The 17782-nt window shown below is 68.0% G+C and carries 20 protein-coding genes; 8 read left to right on the plus strand and 12 right to left on the minus strand.

Features of this window, described 5'->3' with window-relative positions; genetic code table 11:
* Positions 1 to 99: 99 nt before the first annotated feature.
* A complete protein-coding gene (locus ACRAQ3_RS11335) occupies positions 100 to 336 on the minus strand; it encodes a hypothetical protein (RefSeq protein ID WP_269396126.1) in 237 nt (78 codons plus the stop codon).
* 151 nt (positions 337 to 487) lie between these two features.
* Between ACRAQ3_RS11335 and ACRAQ3_RS11340 the strand changes: the two genes are divergently transcribed.
* Positions 488 to 1261, plus strand: a complete 774-nt coding sequence (locus tag ACRAQ3_RS11340) for a M48 family metallopeptidase (protein WP_432254690.1) — start codon at positions 488 to 490, stop codon at positions 1259 to 1261.
* 39 nt (positions 1262 to 1300) lie between these two features.
* On the opposite strand, the gene trhA is transcribed toward ACRAQ3_RS11340, so the two are convergent.
* Positions 1301 to 1957 carry a PAQR family membrane homeostasis protein TrhA gene (gene trhA / locus ACRAQ3_RS11345; protein ID WP_432254691.1) on the minus strand — a complete coding sequence of 219 codons (657 nt, stop codon included), beginning with the start codon at positions 1955 to 1957 and terminating at the stop codon, positions 1301 to 1303.
* Positions 1958 to 2111: 154 nt separating this feature from the next.
* Here trhA and ACRAQ3_RS11350 point away from each other — a divergent pair, with 154 nt between their 5' ends.
* The gene (locus ACRAQ3_RS11350) at positions 2112 to 2471 is read left to right on the plus strand and encodes a diacylglycerol kinase (protein WP_269396129.1); all 360 of its coding nucleotides are present in this window, start codon (positions 2112 to 2114) and stop codon (positions 2469 to 2471) included.
* Between the two features lie 13 nt (positions 2472 to 2484).
* On the opposite strand, the gene ACRAQ3_RS11355 is transcribed toward ACRAQ3_RS11350, so the two are convergent.
* The 5 genes from ACRAQ3_RS11355 to ACRAQ3_RS11375 all read right to left on the minus strand — a co-directional run bounded on the left by ACRAQ3_RS11355 (position 2485) and on the right by ACRAQ3_RS11375 (position 6584).
* Positions 2485 to 2802 (minus strand): DUF1993 family protein, encoded by a 318-nt coding sequence (locus tag ACRAQ3_RS11355; protein ID WP_432254692.1) that lies wholly within the window; start codon positions 2800 to 2802, stop codon positions 2485 to 2487.
* A complete protein-coding gene (locus tag ACRAQ3_RS11360) occupies positions 2793 to 2975 on the minus strand; it encodes a hypothetical protein (protein ID WP_432254693.1) in 183 nt (60 codons plus the stop codon). The genes ACRAQ3_RS11355 and ACRAQ3_RS11360 overlap by 10 nt, the downstream gene beginning before the upstream one ends.
* Positions 2976 to 2979: 4 nt before the next feature.
* Positions 2980 to 4755 carry an aspartate--tRNA ligase gene (gene aspS, locus ACRAQ3_RS11365; RefSeq protein ID WP_269396131.1) on the minus strand — a complete coding sequence of 592 codons (1776 nt, stop codon included), beginning with the start codon at positions 4753 to 4755 and terminating at the stop codon, positions 2980 to 2982.
* 71 nt (positions 4756 to 4826) lie between these two features.
* Positions 4827 to 5468, minus strand: coding sequence for an aminotransferase class IV family protein (locus ACRAQ3_RS11370; RefSeq protein ID WP_432254694.1), 642 nt, complete (start codon positions 5466 to 5468; stop codon positions 4827 to 4829).
* 3 nt (positions 5469 to 5471) lie between these two features.
* Complete coding sequence (locus ACRAQ3_RS11375; RefSeq protein ID WP_432256282.1) at positions 5472 to 6584, minus strand: aminodeoxychorismate synthase component I; 1113 nt, start codon at positions 6582 to 6584, stop codon at positions 5472 to 5474.
* Positions 6585 to 6765: 181 nt separating this feature from the next.
* On the opposite strand from ACRAQ3_RS11375, the gene carB reads away from it, so the two are divergent.
* From carB to ACRAQ3_RS11390, 3 genes are all read left to right on the plus strand, one after another.
* The gene (carB, locus tag ACRAQ3_RS11380; protein ID WP_432254695.1) at positions 6766 to 10095 is read left to right on the plus strand and encodes a carbamoyl-phosphate synthase large subunit; all 3330 of its coding nucleotides are present in this window, start codon (positions 6766 to 6768) and stop codon (positions 10093 to 10095) included.
* A 63-nt stretch (positions 10096 to 10158) separates the two neighbouring features.
* Positions 10159 to 10743, plus strand: a complete 585-nt coding sequence (locus tag ACRAQ3_RS11385) for an HPF/RaiA family ribosome-associated protein (RefSeq protein ID WP_269396134.1) — start codon at positions 10159 to 10161, stop codon at positions 10741 to 10743.
* A 103-nt stretch (positions 10744 to 10846) separates the two neighbouring features.
* Positions 10847 to 11431, plus strand: coding sequence for a thymidine kinase (locus ACRAQ3_RS11390; protein ID WP_432254696.1), 585 nt, complete (start codon positions 10847 to 10849; stop codon positions 11429 to 11431).
* 3 nt (positions 11432 to 11434) lie between these two features.
* On the opposite strand, the gene ACRAQ3_RS11395 is transcribed toward ACRAQ3_RS11390, so the two are convergent.
* The 4 genes from ACRAQ3_RS11395 to irrA form a co-directional block, all read right to left on the minus strand.
* Positions 11435 to 12397: a 2-hydroxyacid dehydrogenase gene (locus ACRAQ3_RS11395; protein ID WP_269396136.1), complete on the minus strand. Its 963-nt coding sequence runs from the start codon at positions 12395 to 12397 to the stop codon at positions 11435 to 11437.
* Positions 12394 to 12747 carry a tRNA-binding protein gene (locus tag ACRAQ3_RS11400; protein WP_370160689.1) on the minus strand — a complete coding sequence of 118 codons (354 nt, stop codon included), beginning with the start codon at positions 12745 to 12747 and terminating at the stop codon, positions 12394 to 12396. The genes ACRAQ3_RS11395 and ACRAQ3_RS11400 overlap by 4 nt, the downstream gene beginning before the upstream one ends.
* Positions 12740 to 13555 carry a pyrroline-5-carboxylate reductase gene (gene proC / locus ACRAQ3_RS11405; RefSeq protein WP_432254697.1) on the minus strand — a complete coding sequence of 272 codons (816 nt, stop codon included), beginning with the start codon at positions 13553 to 13555 and terminating at the stop codon, positions 12740 to 12742. Before proC ends, ACRAQ3_RS11400 begins: the two co-directional genes overlap by 8 nt.
* Positions 13556 to 13759: 204 nt before the next feature.
* A complete protein-coding gene (gene irrA, locus ACRAQ3_RS11410) occupies positions 13760 to 14185 on the minus strand; it encodes an iron response transcriptional regulator IrrA (RefSeq protein ID WP_269396139.1) in 426 nt (141 codons plus the stop codon).
* 138 nt (positions 14186 to 14323) lie between these two features.
* Here irrA and fabA point away from each other — a divergent pair, with 138 nt between their 5' ends.
* From fabA to ACRAQ3_RS11425, 3 genes are read left to right on the plus strand one after another with little or no spacing between them, the layout of a single operon-like run.
* Positions 14324 to 14833, plus strand: a complete 510-nt coding sequence (gene fabA / locus ACRAQ3_RS11415; protein WP_269396140.1) for a bifunctional 3-hydroxydecanoyl-ACP dehydratase/trans-2-decenoyl-ACP isomerase — start codon at positions 14324 to 14326, stop codon at positions 14831 to 14833.
* A 22-nt stretch (positions 14834 to 14855) separates the two neighbouring features.
* On the plus strand, positions 14856 to 16085 hold the full coding sequence (gene fabB, locus ACRAQ3_RS11420) for a beta-ketoacyl-ACP synthase I (RefSeq protein WP_432254698.1): 1230 nt from the start codon (positions 14856 to 14858) through the stop codon (positions 16083 to 16085).
* Between the two features lie 23 nt (positions 16086 to 16108).
* Positions 16109 to 16894 (plus strand): enoyl-ACP reductase FabI, encoded by a 786-nt coding sequence (locus ACRAQ3_RS11425; protein ID WP_432254699.1) that lies wholly within the window; start codon positions 16109 to 16111, stop codon positions 16892 to 16894.
* A 356-nt stretch (positions 16895 to 17250) separates the two neighbouring features.
* Here the strand turns inward: ACRAQ3_RS11425 and ACRAQ3_RS11430 are convergent, their stop codons facing one another.
* Positions 17251 to 17685 (minus strand): FKBP-type peptidyl-prolyl cis-trans isomerase, encoded by a 435-nt coding sequence (locus ACRAQ3_RS11430; RefSeq protein WP_085895558.1) that lies wholly within the window; start codon positions 17683 to 17685, stop codon positions 17251 to 17253.
* Between the last annotated feature and the right edge of the window lie 97 nt (positions 17686 to 17782).

Below are 17782 nucleotides of genomic sequence, written 5' to 3' on the forward strand. Positions count from 1 at the left end.
ATGGCGCAGCCCGGCGGGCCAAACCCGGCCTTCCGGGCCTCGACCAGCCCGAAGGCCCTTTTCGGAGGTATCCCCGAAAAAGGGTTGGGACAGGCGCGCTCAGCTTTCCGACTTCGCCCGGTAGATCCCTTCGGGCAGGTGCAGCGCCGCGCCCAGTTCCCTCGCCTGATGCAGCGACAGGGTGATGCGGACCACCGCATCACGCCGGGGGTCGTATTGCTCCACCGTGACGCAATCCTCGAAGGCGCAGACGGTGACGTCCTCCTGCAGGTTCGCCGTCCCCTCGTCGACGAGGGTGACCACGGTGGCGTCGAAATCGTGCTCGATGGTAAACATGGCCCCAGCCTAGGCAGGCCCGGTCCGTGCCGCAAGCGCGACGGCAACCCCATGCCGATCGCGTGAACGGCGCCCCCGCGGGACTGGCCGCGCCCGGGCCGCACCGCTAGGATCATCTGCAAAGCCCTCAGACAACCGGAAATTCCTGCCGATGCTGTCACGCCTCACTCTCCTCGCCCTGGCCGCCGGCCTCGGGCTCTCGGCCTGTGCACCCCCCGTCGTGGTCGCCACCGGCCCGCAGCGAACCACCACCGTCACCCGCCCCGGCACCCCGGCCCCGACCCAGGTGACCGTCTCTAAGGGGCCCGGCGTGGTGGCCGACCCCGATGCCGCCCGCATCGCCGCGCGCAATTTCGTGCGGGTGGTCGAACGGCTCGAGCCGGTCGCCGAACAGGTCTGCCGCGCCAACGCGCCGCAGCTCGATTGCGATTTCCGGATCGTCGTCGATGACCGCCCCGGCCAGCCCGCCAACGCCTACCAGACCCGCGATGCGCAGGGACGGCCGATCCTCGCCTTCACCGTGGCGCTGCTGGGCGAGGTACGAAACGCCGACGAGCTCGCTTTCGTGCTCAGCCACGAGGCGGCGCATCACATCGCCGGCCATCTCGACCGGCAGAGCCGCAACGCCGCAATCGGCGCCACGGTGTTCGGCCAGCTCGCCAGCGGACTGGGTGGCGGCAACGCCGATGTGGTGCGCACGGCGCAGCAGATCGGCGCGGGCGTCGGCGCGCGCAGCTACTCCAAGGATTTCGAACTGGAGGCCGATGCGCTGGGCACCACCATCGCCAAGCGCGCGGGCTACGATCCCGTCAATGGCGCCCAGTTCTTCCTGCGAATCCCGGATCCGGGCGACACCTTCCTCGGGACCCACCCGCCGAACGCGCAGCGCATGGAGATCGTCCGCCGTACCGCTGCGGGCCTCTGACGCGATCTTCTGAACGGGCCGAAAGCCGGTCGGGGGTGCTCAGCCGAGCACCCCCATCGTGATCGCGGCAAAGAAGCAGGCCGAGGCGGCCAACACGAAGCCGTGCCAGATCGCGTTGGAAAAGCGCAGCTTTTCCCACAGGAAGAAGATCACGCCGGCCGAGTAGAGCAGCCCGCCGATGACCACCAGCACGGTCGAGGCCACCGGCAGCGTCAGCGCCAACGACCAGACCAGCGCGGTGCTGAGCCAGCCGAGGAGGAGGTAGAGCGTCGGCCCGAGCCGGCCCGGGCTTTTCCAGAAGAACAGTCGCGAGATCGCGCCGCCCAGCGCCACCGCCCAGACCACCGCGAGGATCGCATAGGCGAAGGCCGAGCCGATCAGCACAACCAGCGGCGTGTAGGTGCCCGCGATCTTCAGATAGATCGCCGCATGGTCGATCCGCCGCAGCACCGGCCTGAGCCCGGTCCATGGAGTCATGTGGTAGAAGGCCGAGGCCGTGAAGGTCGCGACCAGCGCGCCGCCATAGACGGCGACGGCGGCGATCCGGCCCGCCTGCGCCTCCGCCGCCATCGCCGAGAACACGATGAGCAGCACCGCGCCGGTCAGCGCGAAGGTCACGCCGAGCGCATGGATCACGCCATCGGCGATGCGCTCGGAACGGGCATAGGCGGGATAGTCTTCGTGTTGAGGTGTCATGGGTCACATCTAGCGCGGAGCGGCGGCCGGTGCAGGGGGCATTGGTACAGGTCGCAGCGTCACCGGCATTTCATTGCTGCCGGCAAGGCCTCGGCGCGTCTTGGCTTCGCCCGGCAGAGCGGCCATTCTGCGCGCTCCGATCCGGGAGCCGAAGATGCGCGAACATTACGAGAGGCTGCGCATGCGCGCGGTCTGGTCCTGGCAGGGCCTCAAGCATATCTGGAACACCGAGGGCAGCCTGCACCAATGGATGTGGGCCAATATCGTCTCGGCCGGCCTCGCCTTCCTGCTGCCACTCTCGGCCGGCGAGCGGGGCATGCTGCTGATGGGCGGCGTCATGGTGCTGGCCTTCGAATGCCTCAACACCGCGATCGAGCGGGTGGTCGACGACGTGAGCGAAGAACGCCGCGAACTGGCCAAGCAGGCCAAGGATTCGGGGAGTGCCGCGGTGGCGGTGGCGGGCGCGGCGGTGGGGCTCGCCTGGATCTGCGTGCTGGGGGGGCTGGTACTCTGACCCGCACCCCGTTTCAGTCGATCCAGCTGAACCCTTCGGGGTAGCGATGCAGCCCGTCGAAATCGGCCTTGCCCACCGGCACGCCCTGCGCCCGCAGGATCGCATGTGCCATCGACAGGTGGAACCACAGGTTCGGCAGGGCGAAAGCGGCGAGATAGGCCTCGGGTGACTGCTCCAGATCGGCAAAGCCTGCCCGATGCGCGATACCTTCGACCAATGGCGCCTCGGGCATGGCCTCGATCGCGGCGCGCGCATCGGCGAGGCATGCTGCAAGGCTTTCGACGTCGAACGCGGGATCGGTGTCCGGCGGCGCCTGGCCGATCAACGGCAATGTGGATCTGACGCGAAGCCCACGCAGATGCCGATCTGCTCGGCGAACCCGAACTGGTCGGGCACTAGCCGGACCTCCATGCAACCGGCCCGCGCTCCGATCCCGAGCAACACCCCGGCCCGGTCGAGCGCGTGAAGCGCGGTGGAGCGGGCCAGGGCGAGCGTCGGGTCCATGTCTTCAGCTCTCGGGCGGCAGCACCCGCAGCCGCAACTCGCGCAGCTGTTCGTTCGAGGGCTCCGACGGCGCGTTCATCATCAGATCCTCGGCCCGCTGGTTCATCGGGAAGAGGATGACCTCGCGGATGTTGGCTTCGTCGGCGAGCAGCATCACCATGCGGTCGATGCCCGCCGCGCAGCCGCCATGCGGGGGCGCGCCGTACTGGAACGCGTTGACCATGCCGCCGAAGCGCTTGCGCACCTCGTCCTCGCCGTAACCGGCGAGCTCGAACGCCTTGAACATGATCTCCGGCTTGTGGTTCCGGATCGCGCCCGAGATCAGCTCGTAGCCGTTGCAGGCGAGGTCGTACTGGTAGCCCAGCACCTCGAGCGGATCGCCCTGCAGCGCCTCCATGCCGCCCTGCGGCATCGAGAACGGGTTGTGGCTGAAGTCGATCCGGCCCTCGTCGTCCTTCTCGTACATCGGGAAATCGACGATCCATGCAAAGGCGAAGCGGTCGGTCTCGGTCAGGCCGAGCTCCTCGCCGATCGCGACGCGGGCGCGGCCCGCCACGCGCTCGAAGGCCTCGGGCTTGCCGCCGAGGAAGAAGGCCGCGTCACCGACGCCGAGGCCCAACTGCTGGCGGATCGCCTCGGTGCGCTCGGGCCCGATGTTCTTGGCGAGCGGACCGGCGGCTTCCATGCCGCCCTCGGCCTCGCGCCAGAAGATGTAGCCCATGCCCGGCAGGCCTTCCTTCTGGGCGAAGGCGTTCATCCGGTCGCAGAACTTGCGGCTGCCGCCGGTCGGCGCGGGAATCGCGCGGATCTGCGTGCCTTCCTGTTCCAGCAGCTTGGCGAAGATCGCGAAGCCCGACCCTTTGAAATGCTCGGAAACGTCCTGCATCTTGATCGGGTTGCGCAGGTCCGGCTTGTCGGTGCCGTACCACAGCGCCGCGTCCTTGTAGGAAATCAGCGGCCATTCGGTGTCGACCTTCCGGCCGCCGCCGAACTCCTCGAAGATGCCCTGCATGACGGGCTGGATCGTGTCGAACACGTCCTGCTGCTCGACGAAGCTCATCTCCATGTCGAGCTGGTAGAAATCGGTGGGCGAGCGGTCGGCGCGCGGGTCCTCGTCGCGGAAGCACGGCGCGATCTGGAAATACTTGTCGAAGCCCGACACCATCAGGAGCTGCTTGAACTGCTGCGGCGCCTGCGGCAGCGCGTAGAACTTGCCCGGATGCAGGCGCGAGGGCACGAGGAAGTCGCGCGCGCCCTCAGGGGAGGAGGCGGTGATGATCGGCGTCTGGTACTCGCGGAAGTTCTGGTCCCACATCCGCTGGCGGATCGAGCGGACCACGTCCGAGCGCAGCGTCATGTTGGCCTGCATCGCCTCGCGACGCAGGTCGAGATAGCGGTACTTGAGACGCGTCTCCTCGGGGTACTCCTGATCGCCGAAGACCTGCAGCGGCAGCTCCTTCGACGCGCCCAGCACCTCGACGCCGCGCACGAAGACCTCGATCTCGCCGGTCGGCAGCTTGGGGTTCACCAGTTCGGGCGCGCGGGCCTTCACCTCGCCGTCGATGCGGATGCACCATTCCGAGCGCAGCTTCTCGACCTCGGCGAAGGCGGCGCTGTCGGGGTCGCAGAGCACCTGCGTGACGCCGTAATGGTCGCGCAGGTCGATGAACAGGATGCCGCCATGGTCGCGGATCCGGTGCACCCAGCCCGACAGCCGGACGGTATCGCCGACATTGTCACGGGTCAGGGCGGCGCAGGTGTGGGTGCGGTAGGCGTGCATTCTTGGTCCCTTTCGGCGGGTGTCGCGCCGATACACCGGGTTGGGGCCTTGATGTCAAGCAAGCCGAGGGGTCAGCCCGCGACGAGCCGCGCCGGGATCAGTCCGCGAAGCGAGTTGCCCATGTAGAAGCCCGCACCTGCGAGCTCGTCCGGTGTCACGACCGCCTCGCGCCAGCCCTGCCCCAAGAGCTCGGCCCGCAGCACGCCGGGCAACAGGCCGCAGGACAAAGCCGGCGTGCGATCCCCGACGAAGAGATTGGTGATCGTGCCCTCGCAAACCTCGCCCGCCCGGTTCAGGAACAGCCACTCGTCCACGCCTTCGGGCAGCGCGGCCCGCGCCTCGTCGTAGAGCCTGCGCCGCGTCGTCTTGCGGTAGAGCCAGGGGTCGGACGGGTCGAGAGGCTCGGGATGGATCGCCACGCGCCATTCCGGCGGGTTCGGCCCGAGCGGCGCCGTGGTCAGGCCGAGCTCGCCACCGGGACCAAGCGTCAGGCGGCAGCGCAGCGGCGCCTCGGGCGCGAGGTCGAGCAGCGTCTCGGCGTGGGCGCGGTCGAAGGGGTAGCCCAGCGCCTCGGCGGTGGCTGCCATGCGGTCGAGATGCGCGGGCAAGCGGCGCGGGCCCTCGCCGGGATGCGCGCCAAGCGTCTCGATGATCTGCGGCCGCGCACCGGGCGCCACCGGCGGATTTGCGTATTTGGAGAACAAAGTGGCCATGGTTCAGCCCGGAATGCGGGCGAAGCGGGTCTTCCACAACGCCTCGTCCCATTCCGAAGCCGCATCGCTGTCCCAGACGATGCCGCCGCCGACATTGAGCGTGGCGCGCCCCGCCTCGACCATCAGCGTGCGGATCGCGACGTTGAAGGAGGACCGACCATCGGGGGCGGCCCAGCCGATCGCGCCGCAATAGGCCTCGCGCGGCCACGGCTCCAGCTCGCGGATGATCTCCATCGCCCGCAGCTTGGGCGCGCCGGTGATCGAGCCGCAGGGAAACAGCGCCGCGAGGACTGCCCCGAGGCCGACACCGGGCGCGAGCCGTGCCGCGACATGGCTCACCATCTGGTGCACCGTCGCATAGGTTTCGATGTCGAACAGCTTCGGCACCGAAACGCTGCCCGGCAACGCCACCCGGCTCAGATCGTTGCGCAGCAGATCGACGATCATCAGGTTCTCGGCGCGGTTCTTCTCGTCGGCGGCGAGAAAGGCGCGATGCGCGGCGTCCTCCGCGGGCGTCGCGCCGCGCGGCCGCGTGCCCTTCATCGGCCGGGTCTCGATGCGCCCGGCCCCGTCCGTGGCGAAGAACAGCTCCGGTGAGCGCGAGACCAGCGCCGGCAGCCCCTCCTGCTCGACCAACGCCCCGTGCGACACCCTCTGGCCGCGCGACAGCGCCGCGAACAGCGCCTCGGGGCTTCCCGAGCACGCCGCATCCAGTGGGAAGGTCAGATTGGCCTGATAGATGTCGCCCGCCGCGATATAGGCCCGCACCCGTTCCAGCGCGGCCGCGTGCTCGGTGGCTGTCCAGCGCGGAACGAAGGCCCCGAGGCTGGCGGGGCCGGCCCGGGGAGACCATCGCTCGGGTTCTGTCTCGAACACGCCGAAGCGAAGGAGCGGCAGACGGCGCGGCGCGGGCATCGCGGGGGCCAGGCGCCGCTCCAGCGCATAGCCCAGCTCGTAGCTCGCATAGCCCGCGACCCAAGCCCCCTCGGCCCGCGCCGCGTCGATGGCGGCCAGCGCCAGCGGCACGCCGCCGGGCTGCCACGCCTCGATCAGCCGCTGCGGGCGCGAGAAGATTGCGCCCCGCCCGCCGGGGCCGCTGTCGAAGCCTATCCGCATCTTCGTCCACATTCTTTTGCGCCTCCCCGATACATCGCCGGACGGCCGGGCGACAGGGGGCGGGACGATTGCTTTCCCTAGCGGGACCGCGGGGCCTTGCGCTGCGCCCGCCCATGTCTATAACCGCGACGATTTGCGCGGCCCCCTCCCCTTGAGGCTGCGCGAGAAACACGAGGGTCCCATGCCGAAAAGAACCGATATCCGCTCGATCATGATCATCGGCGCGGGGCCGATCGTCATTGGCCAGGCCTGCGAGTTCGACTACTCGGGCGCGCAAGCCTGCAAGGCGCTGCGCGAAGAGGGCTACCGGGTCATCCTCGTGAACTCCAACCCCGCGACGATCATGACCGATCCGGGGCTGGCCGACGCCACCTACATCGAGCCGATCACCCCCGAGGTCGTGGCCAAGATCATCGAGAAGGAGCGCCCCGACGCGCTGCTGCCCACCATGGGCGGGCAGACCGGCCTCAACACCTCGCTGGCGCTCGCCGACATGGGCGTGCTGGAAAAGTTCGGCGTCGAGATGATCGGCGCCAAGCGCGAGGCCATCGAGATGGCCGAGGACCGCAAGCTGTTCCGCGAGGCGATGGACCGGATCGGGCTCGAGAACCCGAAGGCCACGATCATCACCGCGCCGAAGCTGGCCAATGGCAAGCGCGACCTGAACGCAGGTGTCAGCCTCGCCATCGAGGCGCTCGAGGAGATCGGCCTGCCGGCGATCATCCGTCCGGCCTTCACCTTGGGCGGAACGGGGGGCGGCGTCGCCTATAACCGCGCCGAATACGAGCATTACTGCCGCACCGGCATGGATGCCTCGCCCGTGGGCCAGATTCTCGTCGACGAGAGCCTGCTGGGCTGGAAGGAATACGAGATGGAGGTGGTGCGCGACCGCGCCGACAACGCCATCATCGTCTGCTCGATCGAGAACGTCGACCCGATGGGCGTGCATACCGGCGATTCGATCACCGTCGCCCCGGCGCTGACCCTCACCGACCGCGAATACCAGCACATGCGCAACGGCTCGATCGCCGTTCTGCGCGAGATCGGCGTCGAGACCGGCGGCTCGAACGTGCAGTGGGCGGTGAACCCCGATGACGGCCGCATGGTGGTGATCGAGATGAACCCGCGCGTCTCGCGCTCCTCGGCGCTGGCCTCCAAGGCCACGGGCTTCCCGATCGCCAAGATCGCGGCCAAGCTCGCCGTGGGCTACACGCTCGACGAGCTCGACAACGACATCACCAAGGTGACGCCGGCAAGCTTCGAGCCGACCATCGATTACGTCGTCACCAAGATCCCGCGCTTTGCCTTCGAGAAGTTCCCCGGCTCCGAGCCGCATCTGACCACCGCGATGAAGTCGGTGGGCGAGGCGATGGCGATCGGCCGGACCTTCCACGAATCCTTCCAGAAGGCGCTGGCCTCGATGGAGACCGGTCTGACCGGCTTCGACGAGATCGAGATCGCCGGCGCACCGGACAAGGCGGCGATCACCAAGGCGCTGTCGAAGACCACCCCCGACCGGATTCGGGTCATCGCGCAGGCGATGCGCGAGGGGCTGTCGAACGACGAGATCCAGGCCGTGACCAAGTTCGACCCGTGGTTCCTGGCCCGCATCCGCGAGATCGTCGAGACTGAGGCCGAGATCCGCAGGAATGGCCTGCCGACCACCGAGGAAGGGCTGCGCCACCTCAAGATGATGGGCTTCTCCGATGCGCGCCTCGCGATGCTCACGGGGCGCGACGAGGACAATGTCCGTCGCGCGCGGCGCAATCTCGGGGTCACCGCGGTGTTCAAGCGGATCGACACCTGCGCCGCCGAGTTCGAAGCGCAGACGCCCTACATGTACTCGACCTACGAGCACCCGGTGATGGGCGAGGTCGAGGACGAGGCGCGCCCCTCGGACCGCAAGAAGGTGGTGATCCTCGGCGGCGGGCCGAACCGGATCGGCCAGGGCATCGAGTTCGATTATTGCTGCTGCCACGCCTGCTTCGCGCTGACCGATGCGGGCTACGAGACGATCATGGTCAACTGCAACCCCGAGACCGTCTCGACCGATTACGACACCTCCGACCGGCTCTATTTCGAGCCACTGACCTTCGAGCACGTGATGGAGATCCTGCGGGTCGAGCAGGAGCGCGGCACGCTGCATGGCGTGATCGTGCAGTTCGGCGGCCAGACCCCGCTCAAGCTCGCCAACGCGCTGCATGACGAGGGCATCCCGATCCTCGGTACCACCCCCGACGCGATCGACCTCGCCGAGGACCGCGAGCGGTTCCAGGACCTGGTGAACCGGCTCGGGCTCAAGCAGCCGAAGAACGGCATCGCCTCGACCGACGCCCAGGCTCTCGACATCGCCGAAAGCATCGGCTTCCCGCTGGTGATCCGCCCCTCCTACGTGCTGGGCGGGCGCGCCATGGAGATCGTCCGCGACATGGACCACCTTAAGCGCTACATCCGCGATGCCGTGGTTGTCTCGGGCAAGAGCCCGGTGCTGCTCGACAGCTATCTTTCGGGCGCGACCGAGGTCGATGTCGACGCGCTGTGCGACGGCGAACAGGTGCATGTCGCGGGCATCATGCAGCATATCGAGGAGGCCGGCGTGCATTCGGGCGACAGTGCCTGCTGCCTGCCGCCGCATTCGCTTAGCGAAGAGATCCAGGCCGAGATCCGGCGCCAGACCGAGGCGCTGGCCAAGGCGCTGGGCGTGGTCGGGCTGATGAACGTGCAGTTCGCGGTCAAGGACGACGAGGTCTACCTGATCGAGGTGAACCCGCGCGCCTCGCGCACCGTGCCCTTCGTCGCCAAGGCCACCGACAGCGCCATCGCCTCGATCGCGGCACGTCTGATGGCCGGCGAGAAGCTCTCGGCCTTCCCGTTCCGCCCGGCCTATGAAAACGTCGACTACGACACCCCCCTGCCCTTCGCCGACCCGATGACCCTGGCCGATCCGAACATGCCGTGGTTCTCGGTCAAGGAGGCGGTTCTGCCCTTCGCCCGCTTCCCCGGCGTCGACACCATTCTCGGGCCGGAGATGCGCTCCACCGGCGAGGTGATGGGCTGGGATCGCAGCTTCGCATTGGCCTTCCTCAAGGCACAGATGGGAGCGGGCTCGGACTTGCCACGCGAGGGCCGCGTGTTCCTGTCGATCCGCGACGGCGACAAGACCCCGGCCATGGCCGAGGCCGCGCGCACCGTCACCGATCTCGGGCTCAGCATCCTTGCCACTCGGGGCACGCTGGCCTGGCTCAAGGAGAACGGCATCGAGGCGGAGCTGGTGAACAAGCTCTACGAGGGCGGGCTCACCATCGTCGACCGGCTCAAGGACGGCCACGTGGCGCTGGTGATGAACACCACCGAGGGCGCGCAGGCGATCGAGGACAGCCGCGACATCCGCTCGGCGGCGCTGCACGCCAAGATCCCCTACTTCACCACCGCCGCCGCCGCGCAGGCCGCGGCCCAGGCGATGAAGGCCCGGGTCGAGGGCGAGGTCGGCGTGCGTTCGCTGCAGGCTTGACGCTGACCGGAACGGCGTGAGCGACCATGCGTTTCTCCCTTACCAACCAGAAGGGAGAAACGCATGGATACCCCCCTCGAGATCGCCTTCCACAACATGGACAGCTCGAACGGGCTGGAGGCCCGGATCCGCGAACGCGCCGCCAAGCTGGAGCGCTTTCACAACCACATCACGAGCTGTCACGTCGTGGTCGAGGTCCCGAACCGCAGCCAGGGCGGCGCCAAGGGCTACCACGTGCGCGTTGAATGCCGCGTGCCGGGCAAGGAGCTCGTGGTGAGCCATGACCCGGGCAAGGGCGACAAGCATGATCCCTACCTCGCCGTGCGGGATGCCTTCTACGCGATGGAGCGCCAGCTCGAGCATGCCGCCCAGAAGGTACAGGGCGACGTGAAGGCGCATGAGGGGCCGCCACAGGGCCGGGTGCGTCAGCTCTTCACCGAATACGGTTTCATCGAGACTCTCGACGGTCGCGACATCTGGTTCCACAAGGCGAGCGTCGCCGAGGACGGCTTCGGCAAGCTCGAGGAGAATACGCCCGTGGAGCTGTCGATCGTCGATGACGGCCCGAACGGCATGGGCCCGCAGGCGACCAGCGTGCGGCCGATCGGCCGGATGCAATTGCAGGGCGACGTTCCCTCCCAGGCCTGATCCAAATCCTTCGAAGGATTTGCGCAAGAGTTTTGCAAAACTCTTGCCCCCGGCCCCGGCGGCGCGTTGTCAGGACGCGCCGCCCTTTGTATGTGACCGGGCCATGGCCAAGCTCTATTTCAACTACTCGACCATGAACGCCGGCAAGTCGACGGTGCTGTTGCAGGCGGCGCACAACTACGCCGAGCGGGGTATGCAGACCTACCTGCTGACCGCGCGCTTCGACAACCGCTCGGGCGAGGGCTTCATCAAGAGCCGGATCGGCATCGGCTCGAGGGCCGACACCTTCGACGCGGGCGACGACCTGTTCGAGAAGATCAGGGCGCGGCTCGAAACACCCTGCGCCTGCGTCTTCGTCGACGAGGCGCAGTTCCTGTCCCCCGACCAAGTGTGGCAGCTCGCCCGCGCGGTGGACGATCTGAAGGTCCCGGTGATGTGCTACGGGCTGCGCGTCGACTTTCTCGGGCACCTGTTTCCCGGCTCGGCGACGCTGCTGGCGCTGGCCGACGAGATGCGCGAGGTGCGCACCATCTGCCATTGCGGCCGCAAGGCGACCATGGTGGTGCGCAAAGATGCCGAGGGCCGGGTGGCGATGGCGGGCGACCAGGTCGAGATCGGCGGCAACGACCGCTACGTCTCGCTCTGCCGCCGGCATTTCCGCGAGGCGATCGGCGACCGCCCCGCCTGAGGATCAGTTGACGAGGTTCGGCGGTGCCTGATCCTTGACGAAGGCGCAGGCGTTGTCGAAGGCCATCCGCCCCATCGCCTCGCGCACCTCGAGCGCCGCCGTGCCCAGATGCGGCAGCAGCACCGCATTGTCGAGCCTGCGCAGCCGCTCCGGCACCTCGGGCTCGTTCTCGTAGACATCGAGCCCGGCGCCGCCGATCCGACCCGCCTCCAGCGCCTCGATCAGCGCCGTCTCGTCGACCACGTCGCCGCGCGAGATATTGATGAGGACGCCACCCGGCTTCATCACCGACAGCATGTCGCGGCTGATCAGGTGCCTGGTCTCCGGCGTGGCCGGCACCGTCACCACCACGAAATCGGCCGAGGACATCAGTTCCTCGAGATCGCCCACCTGCATCGCGGGCAGCGGCACCGCCTTGGACGAGCGGCTGTGATAGAGCACCTGCATGTCGAAGCCGAGCGCGCAGCGCTTGGCCACGGCCTGGCCGATCCGGCCCATGCCGACGATGCCGACGGTCTTGCCGGTCACATGCGCGCCCAGCATCTGCGTCGGCGCCCAGCCGGTCCACGCCCCGGCCCGCACCAGCCGCTCGCCCTCGCCGGCACGGCGCGCCGTGGCCAGAAGCAGCGTCAGGCCGATATCGGCGGTGGCATCGGTGACCGCGCCCGGCGTGTTCGACACCGCGACGCCGGCCGCGCGTGCGGCATCCGCATCGATATGGTTGTAGCCCACGCCGAAATTGGCGAGCAGGCCACAGCGGATCTCGCCGGCCTGCGCGAAGGCTTGCGCGGTGAAACGATCGCCCAGCGTGCACAGGATGATGTCATAGGCGCCGAGCGCCTCGGCCGCCTCGGCCTCAGTCAATCCGCGATCGGCGTCGCGGAAGGTCGCCTCGAACTTCTGCGCGCAGGCGTCGAGCACGGATTGCGGCAGCGGCCGCGTGACGAGCATGGTCTTCTTGGTCATGACAGCCGCCCTCCCGACGGCACAGGCTGGTCCGGGCCGATCAGCACGATCGCGCCCTCGGCGTCGGGCAGGCCGAGCACCAGCACCTCCGACAGGAACCGACCGATCTGGCGCGGCGGAAAGTTCACCACCGCCAGCACCTGCCGGCCCTCCAGATCGGCGGGGTCGTAATGTGTCGCGATCTGCGCCGAGGACCGCTTTTCGCCGATCTCCTCGCCGAAATCGATCCAGAGCTTGATCGCGGGCTTGCGGGCTTCCGGATAGGGCTCCGCGCGGGTCACCGTGCCCGCGCGGATGTCCACCTTGGCGAAATCGTCGAAGACGATCTCCGAAGACCGCGCCTCACCCATTCGCAAGCTCGCGGGAGCGGTCGGCCGCGGCCTTGAGCGCCCGGCTCAGCAGTACCGGGAAGCCGTCTTTCTCGTTCATCAGCACGTCGAGCGCGGCCTGGGTTGTGCCGTTGGGCGAGGTCACGTTCTCGCGCAGCTTGCCGGGATGCTCGTCCGAGCCATCGGCCAGCGCGCCCGCACCCGCCACGGTGGCGGTGGCAAGCTGGAGCGCCAGCTCGGGGCTCAGCCCCTGCTCCTCGCCCGCCTTGGCCATGGTCTCGATCAGATGGAACACATAGGCCGGACCGGAGCCCGACACGGCGGTGACGCCGTCCATCTGGTCCTCGGATTCCAGCCGCACCACCTGTCCCACGGCCCGCAGCAGCTCTTCCGCAAGATCGACCTGTTCGGGCGTGGCATGCGCGTTGCCGATGATCGCGGTGATGCCGCGGCCGATCGCCGAAGGCGTGTTCGGCATGGCGCGCACGATCGGGGTGCTCTCGCCCAGCGCCTGTTCGAAGGTGGCGATCGGCGTACCGGCCGCGACCGAGACGAACAGCGTCGTGCCGTTGCCCTTGGCCTGCATCGAGGGCAAAGCGTCGCCCATCATCTGCGGCTTCACCGCGACCAGCACGATCGCCGGGTCTTCGGGAAGCTCCTCGTTCAGGCGCACGCCCTGCTTTTGCAGCCACTCCGAGGGTTTGGGGTCGAGCACGGTGACGGACTGCTTCGGCAGACCGCCTTCGAGCCAGCCCGCCAGCATCGCCGAACCCATCTTGCCGCAGCCCAGGAGCACGAGGCCCCGGCGCGCAACTTCATCCATCTGCATGGCGCAACCTCCTTTGAGTTTGCGCGGGAGGCTAGGCGCGTGGACAGGAAGCTGCAAGCAGATGACCCGAAGGCAGCGCGGGGCCGGCCTTGCAGACTGCGTATTTGGAGAAAGATGAGGCGCAAAGCGGGTTGGCTTCGCCCTTGCCTTCAGACCCTTTTCTGCAACCCGCTCCTGCGCGTGATACCCGACCCGAGGATCGATTCAGCGCCGGCGCAGCCGGATCACCACGTCGACCTTGGCGATCTCGGCGCCGTCGGGGGCCGAGGGCAGCCGCGAAATCTCGAGTTGATCGGCCGGCGCGTCGGAGAGCCGCGCGTCGTCCTCCCAGTAGAAATGCGGGTGGTCGGTCATGTCGGTGTCGAAATAGCTCTTCGAGCCGTCCACGGTGATCTCGCGCATCAGGCCGGCGGCGCAGAAGGCCGAGAGCGTGTTGTAGACCGTCGCGAGCGACACCTTGTAGCCGGCCTGCGAGGCCGCCTCGAACAGGCTCTCGGCGGTGACATGGCGATCCTGCCCGTCGCCCACCAGCAGCGTGGCGAGCGCGAGCCGCTGGCGCGTCGGGCGCAGCCCGGCCGTGGCCAGCCAATCGGCGCCGCGACGGGCGCGAGGTTGGGACGTGTGCGTCATGACGAACCAGATATGCCCTTTATCCACGGCAATTTCAATGTCGCGCAATCGCGCCGCACGGCCCCCGCCCTTGCCCTATCGCGCGGCCCGGTGCTAGAGGCTTGTGCCAACGAAACCGAAACGAACCGACGGGGCCACATGTCACAGTATCCGACCCAGTTCGACAAGGACGCGCTGCTGAAATGTTCGCGCGGCGAACTGTTCGGGCCGGGCAACGCCCAGCTTCCGGCGCCGCCGATGCTGATGATGGATCGCATCACCGACATCTCGGGCGATGGCGGCGAGCACGGCAAGGGCCATGTCGTGGCCGAGTTCGACATCACGCCTGACCTGTGGTTCTTCGAGTGCCACTTTCCGGGCAACCCGATCATGCCCGGCTGCCTCGGCCTCGACGGGCTGTGGCAGCTGACCGGGTTCAACCTCGGCTGGCGCGGCTGGAAGGGGCGCGGCTACGCGCTCGGCGTCGGTGAGGTGAAGCTCACCGGCATGGTGCGCCCCGATCGCAAGAAGCTCACCTATTACGTTGATTTCACCAAGGCGGTTCAGACCCGCCGTCTCACCATGGGCGTCGCCGACGGCCGGGTCGAGGCCGACGGTGAGACCATCTATCTCGTCAAGGACATGAAGGTCGCTCTCTCCGAGAGCTGAACCCGTCAAGGAAGGAGGCGCCATGCGTCGCGTCGTCGTCACCGGCCTCGGGGTCGTCTCGCCCATCGGAAACTCGGCCGAGGAAGTGGATGCCGCGCTGCGCGCGGGCCGCTCGGGCATCGAGGCCTCCGAGGAAATGGCCGAATACGGCTTTCGCAGCCGTGTCGCGGGCACGTTGAAGATCGACCTCAAGGAAGAGATCGACAAGCGGACCCTGCGCTTCATGGGACCGGGGGCGGGTTACGCCTACCTCTCGATGCGCCAGGCGATCGCCGATGCCGGGCTGACCGAGACCGAGATCTCGAACGAGCGCACCGGCCTGATCGCGGGCTCGGGCGGTCCCTCGACCTCGAACCTTTTCGCCGCGCATCAGACCGTGCTCAAGACCGGCTCGCCGAAGCGCATCGGGCCGCTCATGGTGCCGCGCGGCATGTCCTCGACCGTCTCGGCGAACCTCTCGACCGCCTATGCGATCAAGGGCATCAACTACTCGATCACCTCGGCCTGTTCGACCTCGCTGCACTGCATCGGCGCCGCCGCCGAGCAGATCATGATGGGCAAGCAGGACGTGATGTTCGCCGGCGGCGGCGAGGAGCTCGACTGGACCCTGTCCTGCCTGTTCGACGCGATGGGCGCGATGTCCTCGAAGTTCAACGACACGCCCGAGAAGGCGTCGCGCGCCTTCGACCGCGACCGTGACGGATTCGTCATCGCCGGTGGCGGCGGCATGGTGGTGCTCGAGGATCTGGACCACGCCCGCGCGCGCGGCGCCAAGATCTACGCCGAGGTCACCGGCTTCGCCGCGACCTCCGACGGGCATGACATGGTGGCGCCCTCGGGCGAAGGCGGCGAGCGGGCGATGCGCATCGCGCTCTCCACCCTGCCCGAGGATCGCAAGGTCGGCTACATCAACGCGCATGGCACCTCGACGCCGGTGGGCGACGTGGGCGAGGTCGAGGCGGTGCGCCGCGTCTTCGGCGAGGGCAACACGCCGCCCATTTCCTCGACCAAGTCGATGACCGGTCACAGCCAGGGGGCGACCGGCGCGCAGGAGGCGATCTACTGCCTGCTGATGCTCAAGGGCGACTACATCGCACCGTCGATCAACGTCGAGAACCTCGCCGAGGGGATCAACGAAGGCGAGATCGCGACCGAACTGCGCGAAAATGCCGGTCTCGACACGGTGATGACCAACAGCTTCGGCTTCGGCGGCACCAACGGCTCGATGCTGCTGTCGCGCTTCAACGACTGACGAGACAGGCAGGAGAGACGGACATGATGTCGATGGTGGGCAAGCGCGGGCTTGTCATGGGGGTCGCGAACGACCGCTCTATCGCATGGGGCATCGCAAAGGCGCTGCATGGCGCCGGGGCCGAGATGGCCTTCTCCTACCAGGGCGAAACCTTCGGGCGGCGCGTCGCGCCGCTCGTGGCGCAGCTCAATTCGGATTTCCTGCTCGATGTCGACGTCACCGATGACGCCTCGCTCGACGCCGCCTTCAAGAAGATCGAGGAGCGCTGGGGCCGACTGGATTTCGTGGTCCACGCGATCGCCTATTCCAACAAGGACGAGCTGACCGGCCGGTTCATCAACACCAGCCGGGAGAACTTCCGCAACTCGCTCGACATCTCCTGCTATTCGCTGATCGACATCGCTCGCCGCGCCCATCCGCTGATGAGCGCCGGCGGCTCGATCATCACCCTGACCTATCAGGGCTCGAACAAGGTGACGCCCTTCTACAACGTGATGGGCGTGGCCAAGGCGGCGCTGGAAGCCAGCGTGCGCTACCTTGCCAACGACCTCGGCCCCGAGGGCATCCGCGTCAACGCGGTCTCCCCCGGCCCGATGAAGACGCTGGCGGGCGCTGCCATCGGCGGCGCGCGCAAGACCTTCAAGCACACCAACATGAATGCGCCGCTGCGCTCAAACGCGACGCTCGAGGCCGTGGGGGGCACTGCGCTCTATCTCTGCTCGGACGCGGCGGCCTGCACCACCGGCGAAATCGTGCATGTCGATGGCGGCTACCACGTGCTGGGCATGCCGCAGAGCGAGAACATCTAAAACAGACTGCGAAGCGCGCGGCGGGAGCGCAGGACAGGCGCCTCCGGCCCATGACCGGCGGCCTCGCACCGATATCCGGGCACTGCCGGATATCGGCCCCGAACCGAAGTCGGCGACAGCGGATCGACGGAGCGAGGCGACCGGCTCGTCGTCTTGCGGGGCCGCTCGTTACCGATCCTGCCTTTGACAAACGGGCCCGGACCTCTCCAGGCCCCCGACGGACCGGACGGGGTCCGTCTGCTGCCGCGCATGGGTTGCCGGGCGTTCCGGACCGGGTCCGGCATGGGCGGGGAGCGGACACGAAAAGGCCCCGGCGACAAACGTCGCCAGGGCCTTTCTTGGTCATGTCACCGGGATCAGGCCGGGTCGACGCCCACGAGTTCGACCTTGAAGGTCAGGTCCTGACCGGCCAGCGGGTGGTTGGCATCGAGCACCACCTGCTCCTCGGTGGCTTCCATCACCGTCACCGGCACGACCTGGCCCTGCGGGGTCTGCATCTGCAGGCGGGTGCCCGGATCGACCGGGATGTCGGCCGGGATCGAGTCGCGCGGCACGGCCTGGCGGGCATTCGGATCGGGCTGGCCATAGGCGTTGTCGCAGGCCACCTCGACGGTCTTCTTCTCGCCGACTTCCATGCCGGGCATGGCGCTGTCGAGACCGGGGATGATCTGGCCGGAGCCGACCTGGAACTCGAGCGGCTCGCGGCCCTCGCTCGAATCGAAGGTCTGGCCGTCCGAAAGGGTGCCGGTGTAATGGATGCGCACGGTGTCGCCCTGCTTGACTTGCGTCATGAGCCTCTCCTTGAATGGGGTTCTTGCGGGTGAATGTCTGGAGGCCGCTGCTGGCGGGTGCTCCTCGTCGGTCCCCCCCAAGGTAGGAAGCCTGACC

Origin of the sequence: Limimaricola sp. AA108-03, assembly GCF_050847355.1 — a bacterium.
Classification (GTDB): Bacteria; Pseudomonadota; Alphaproteobacteria; order Rhodobacterales; family Rhodobacteraceae; genus Limimaricola.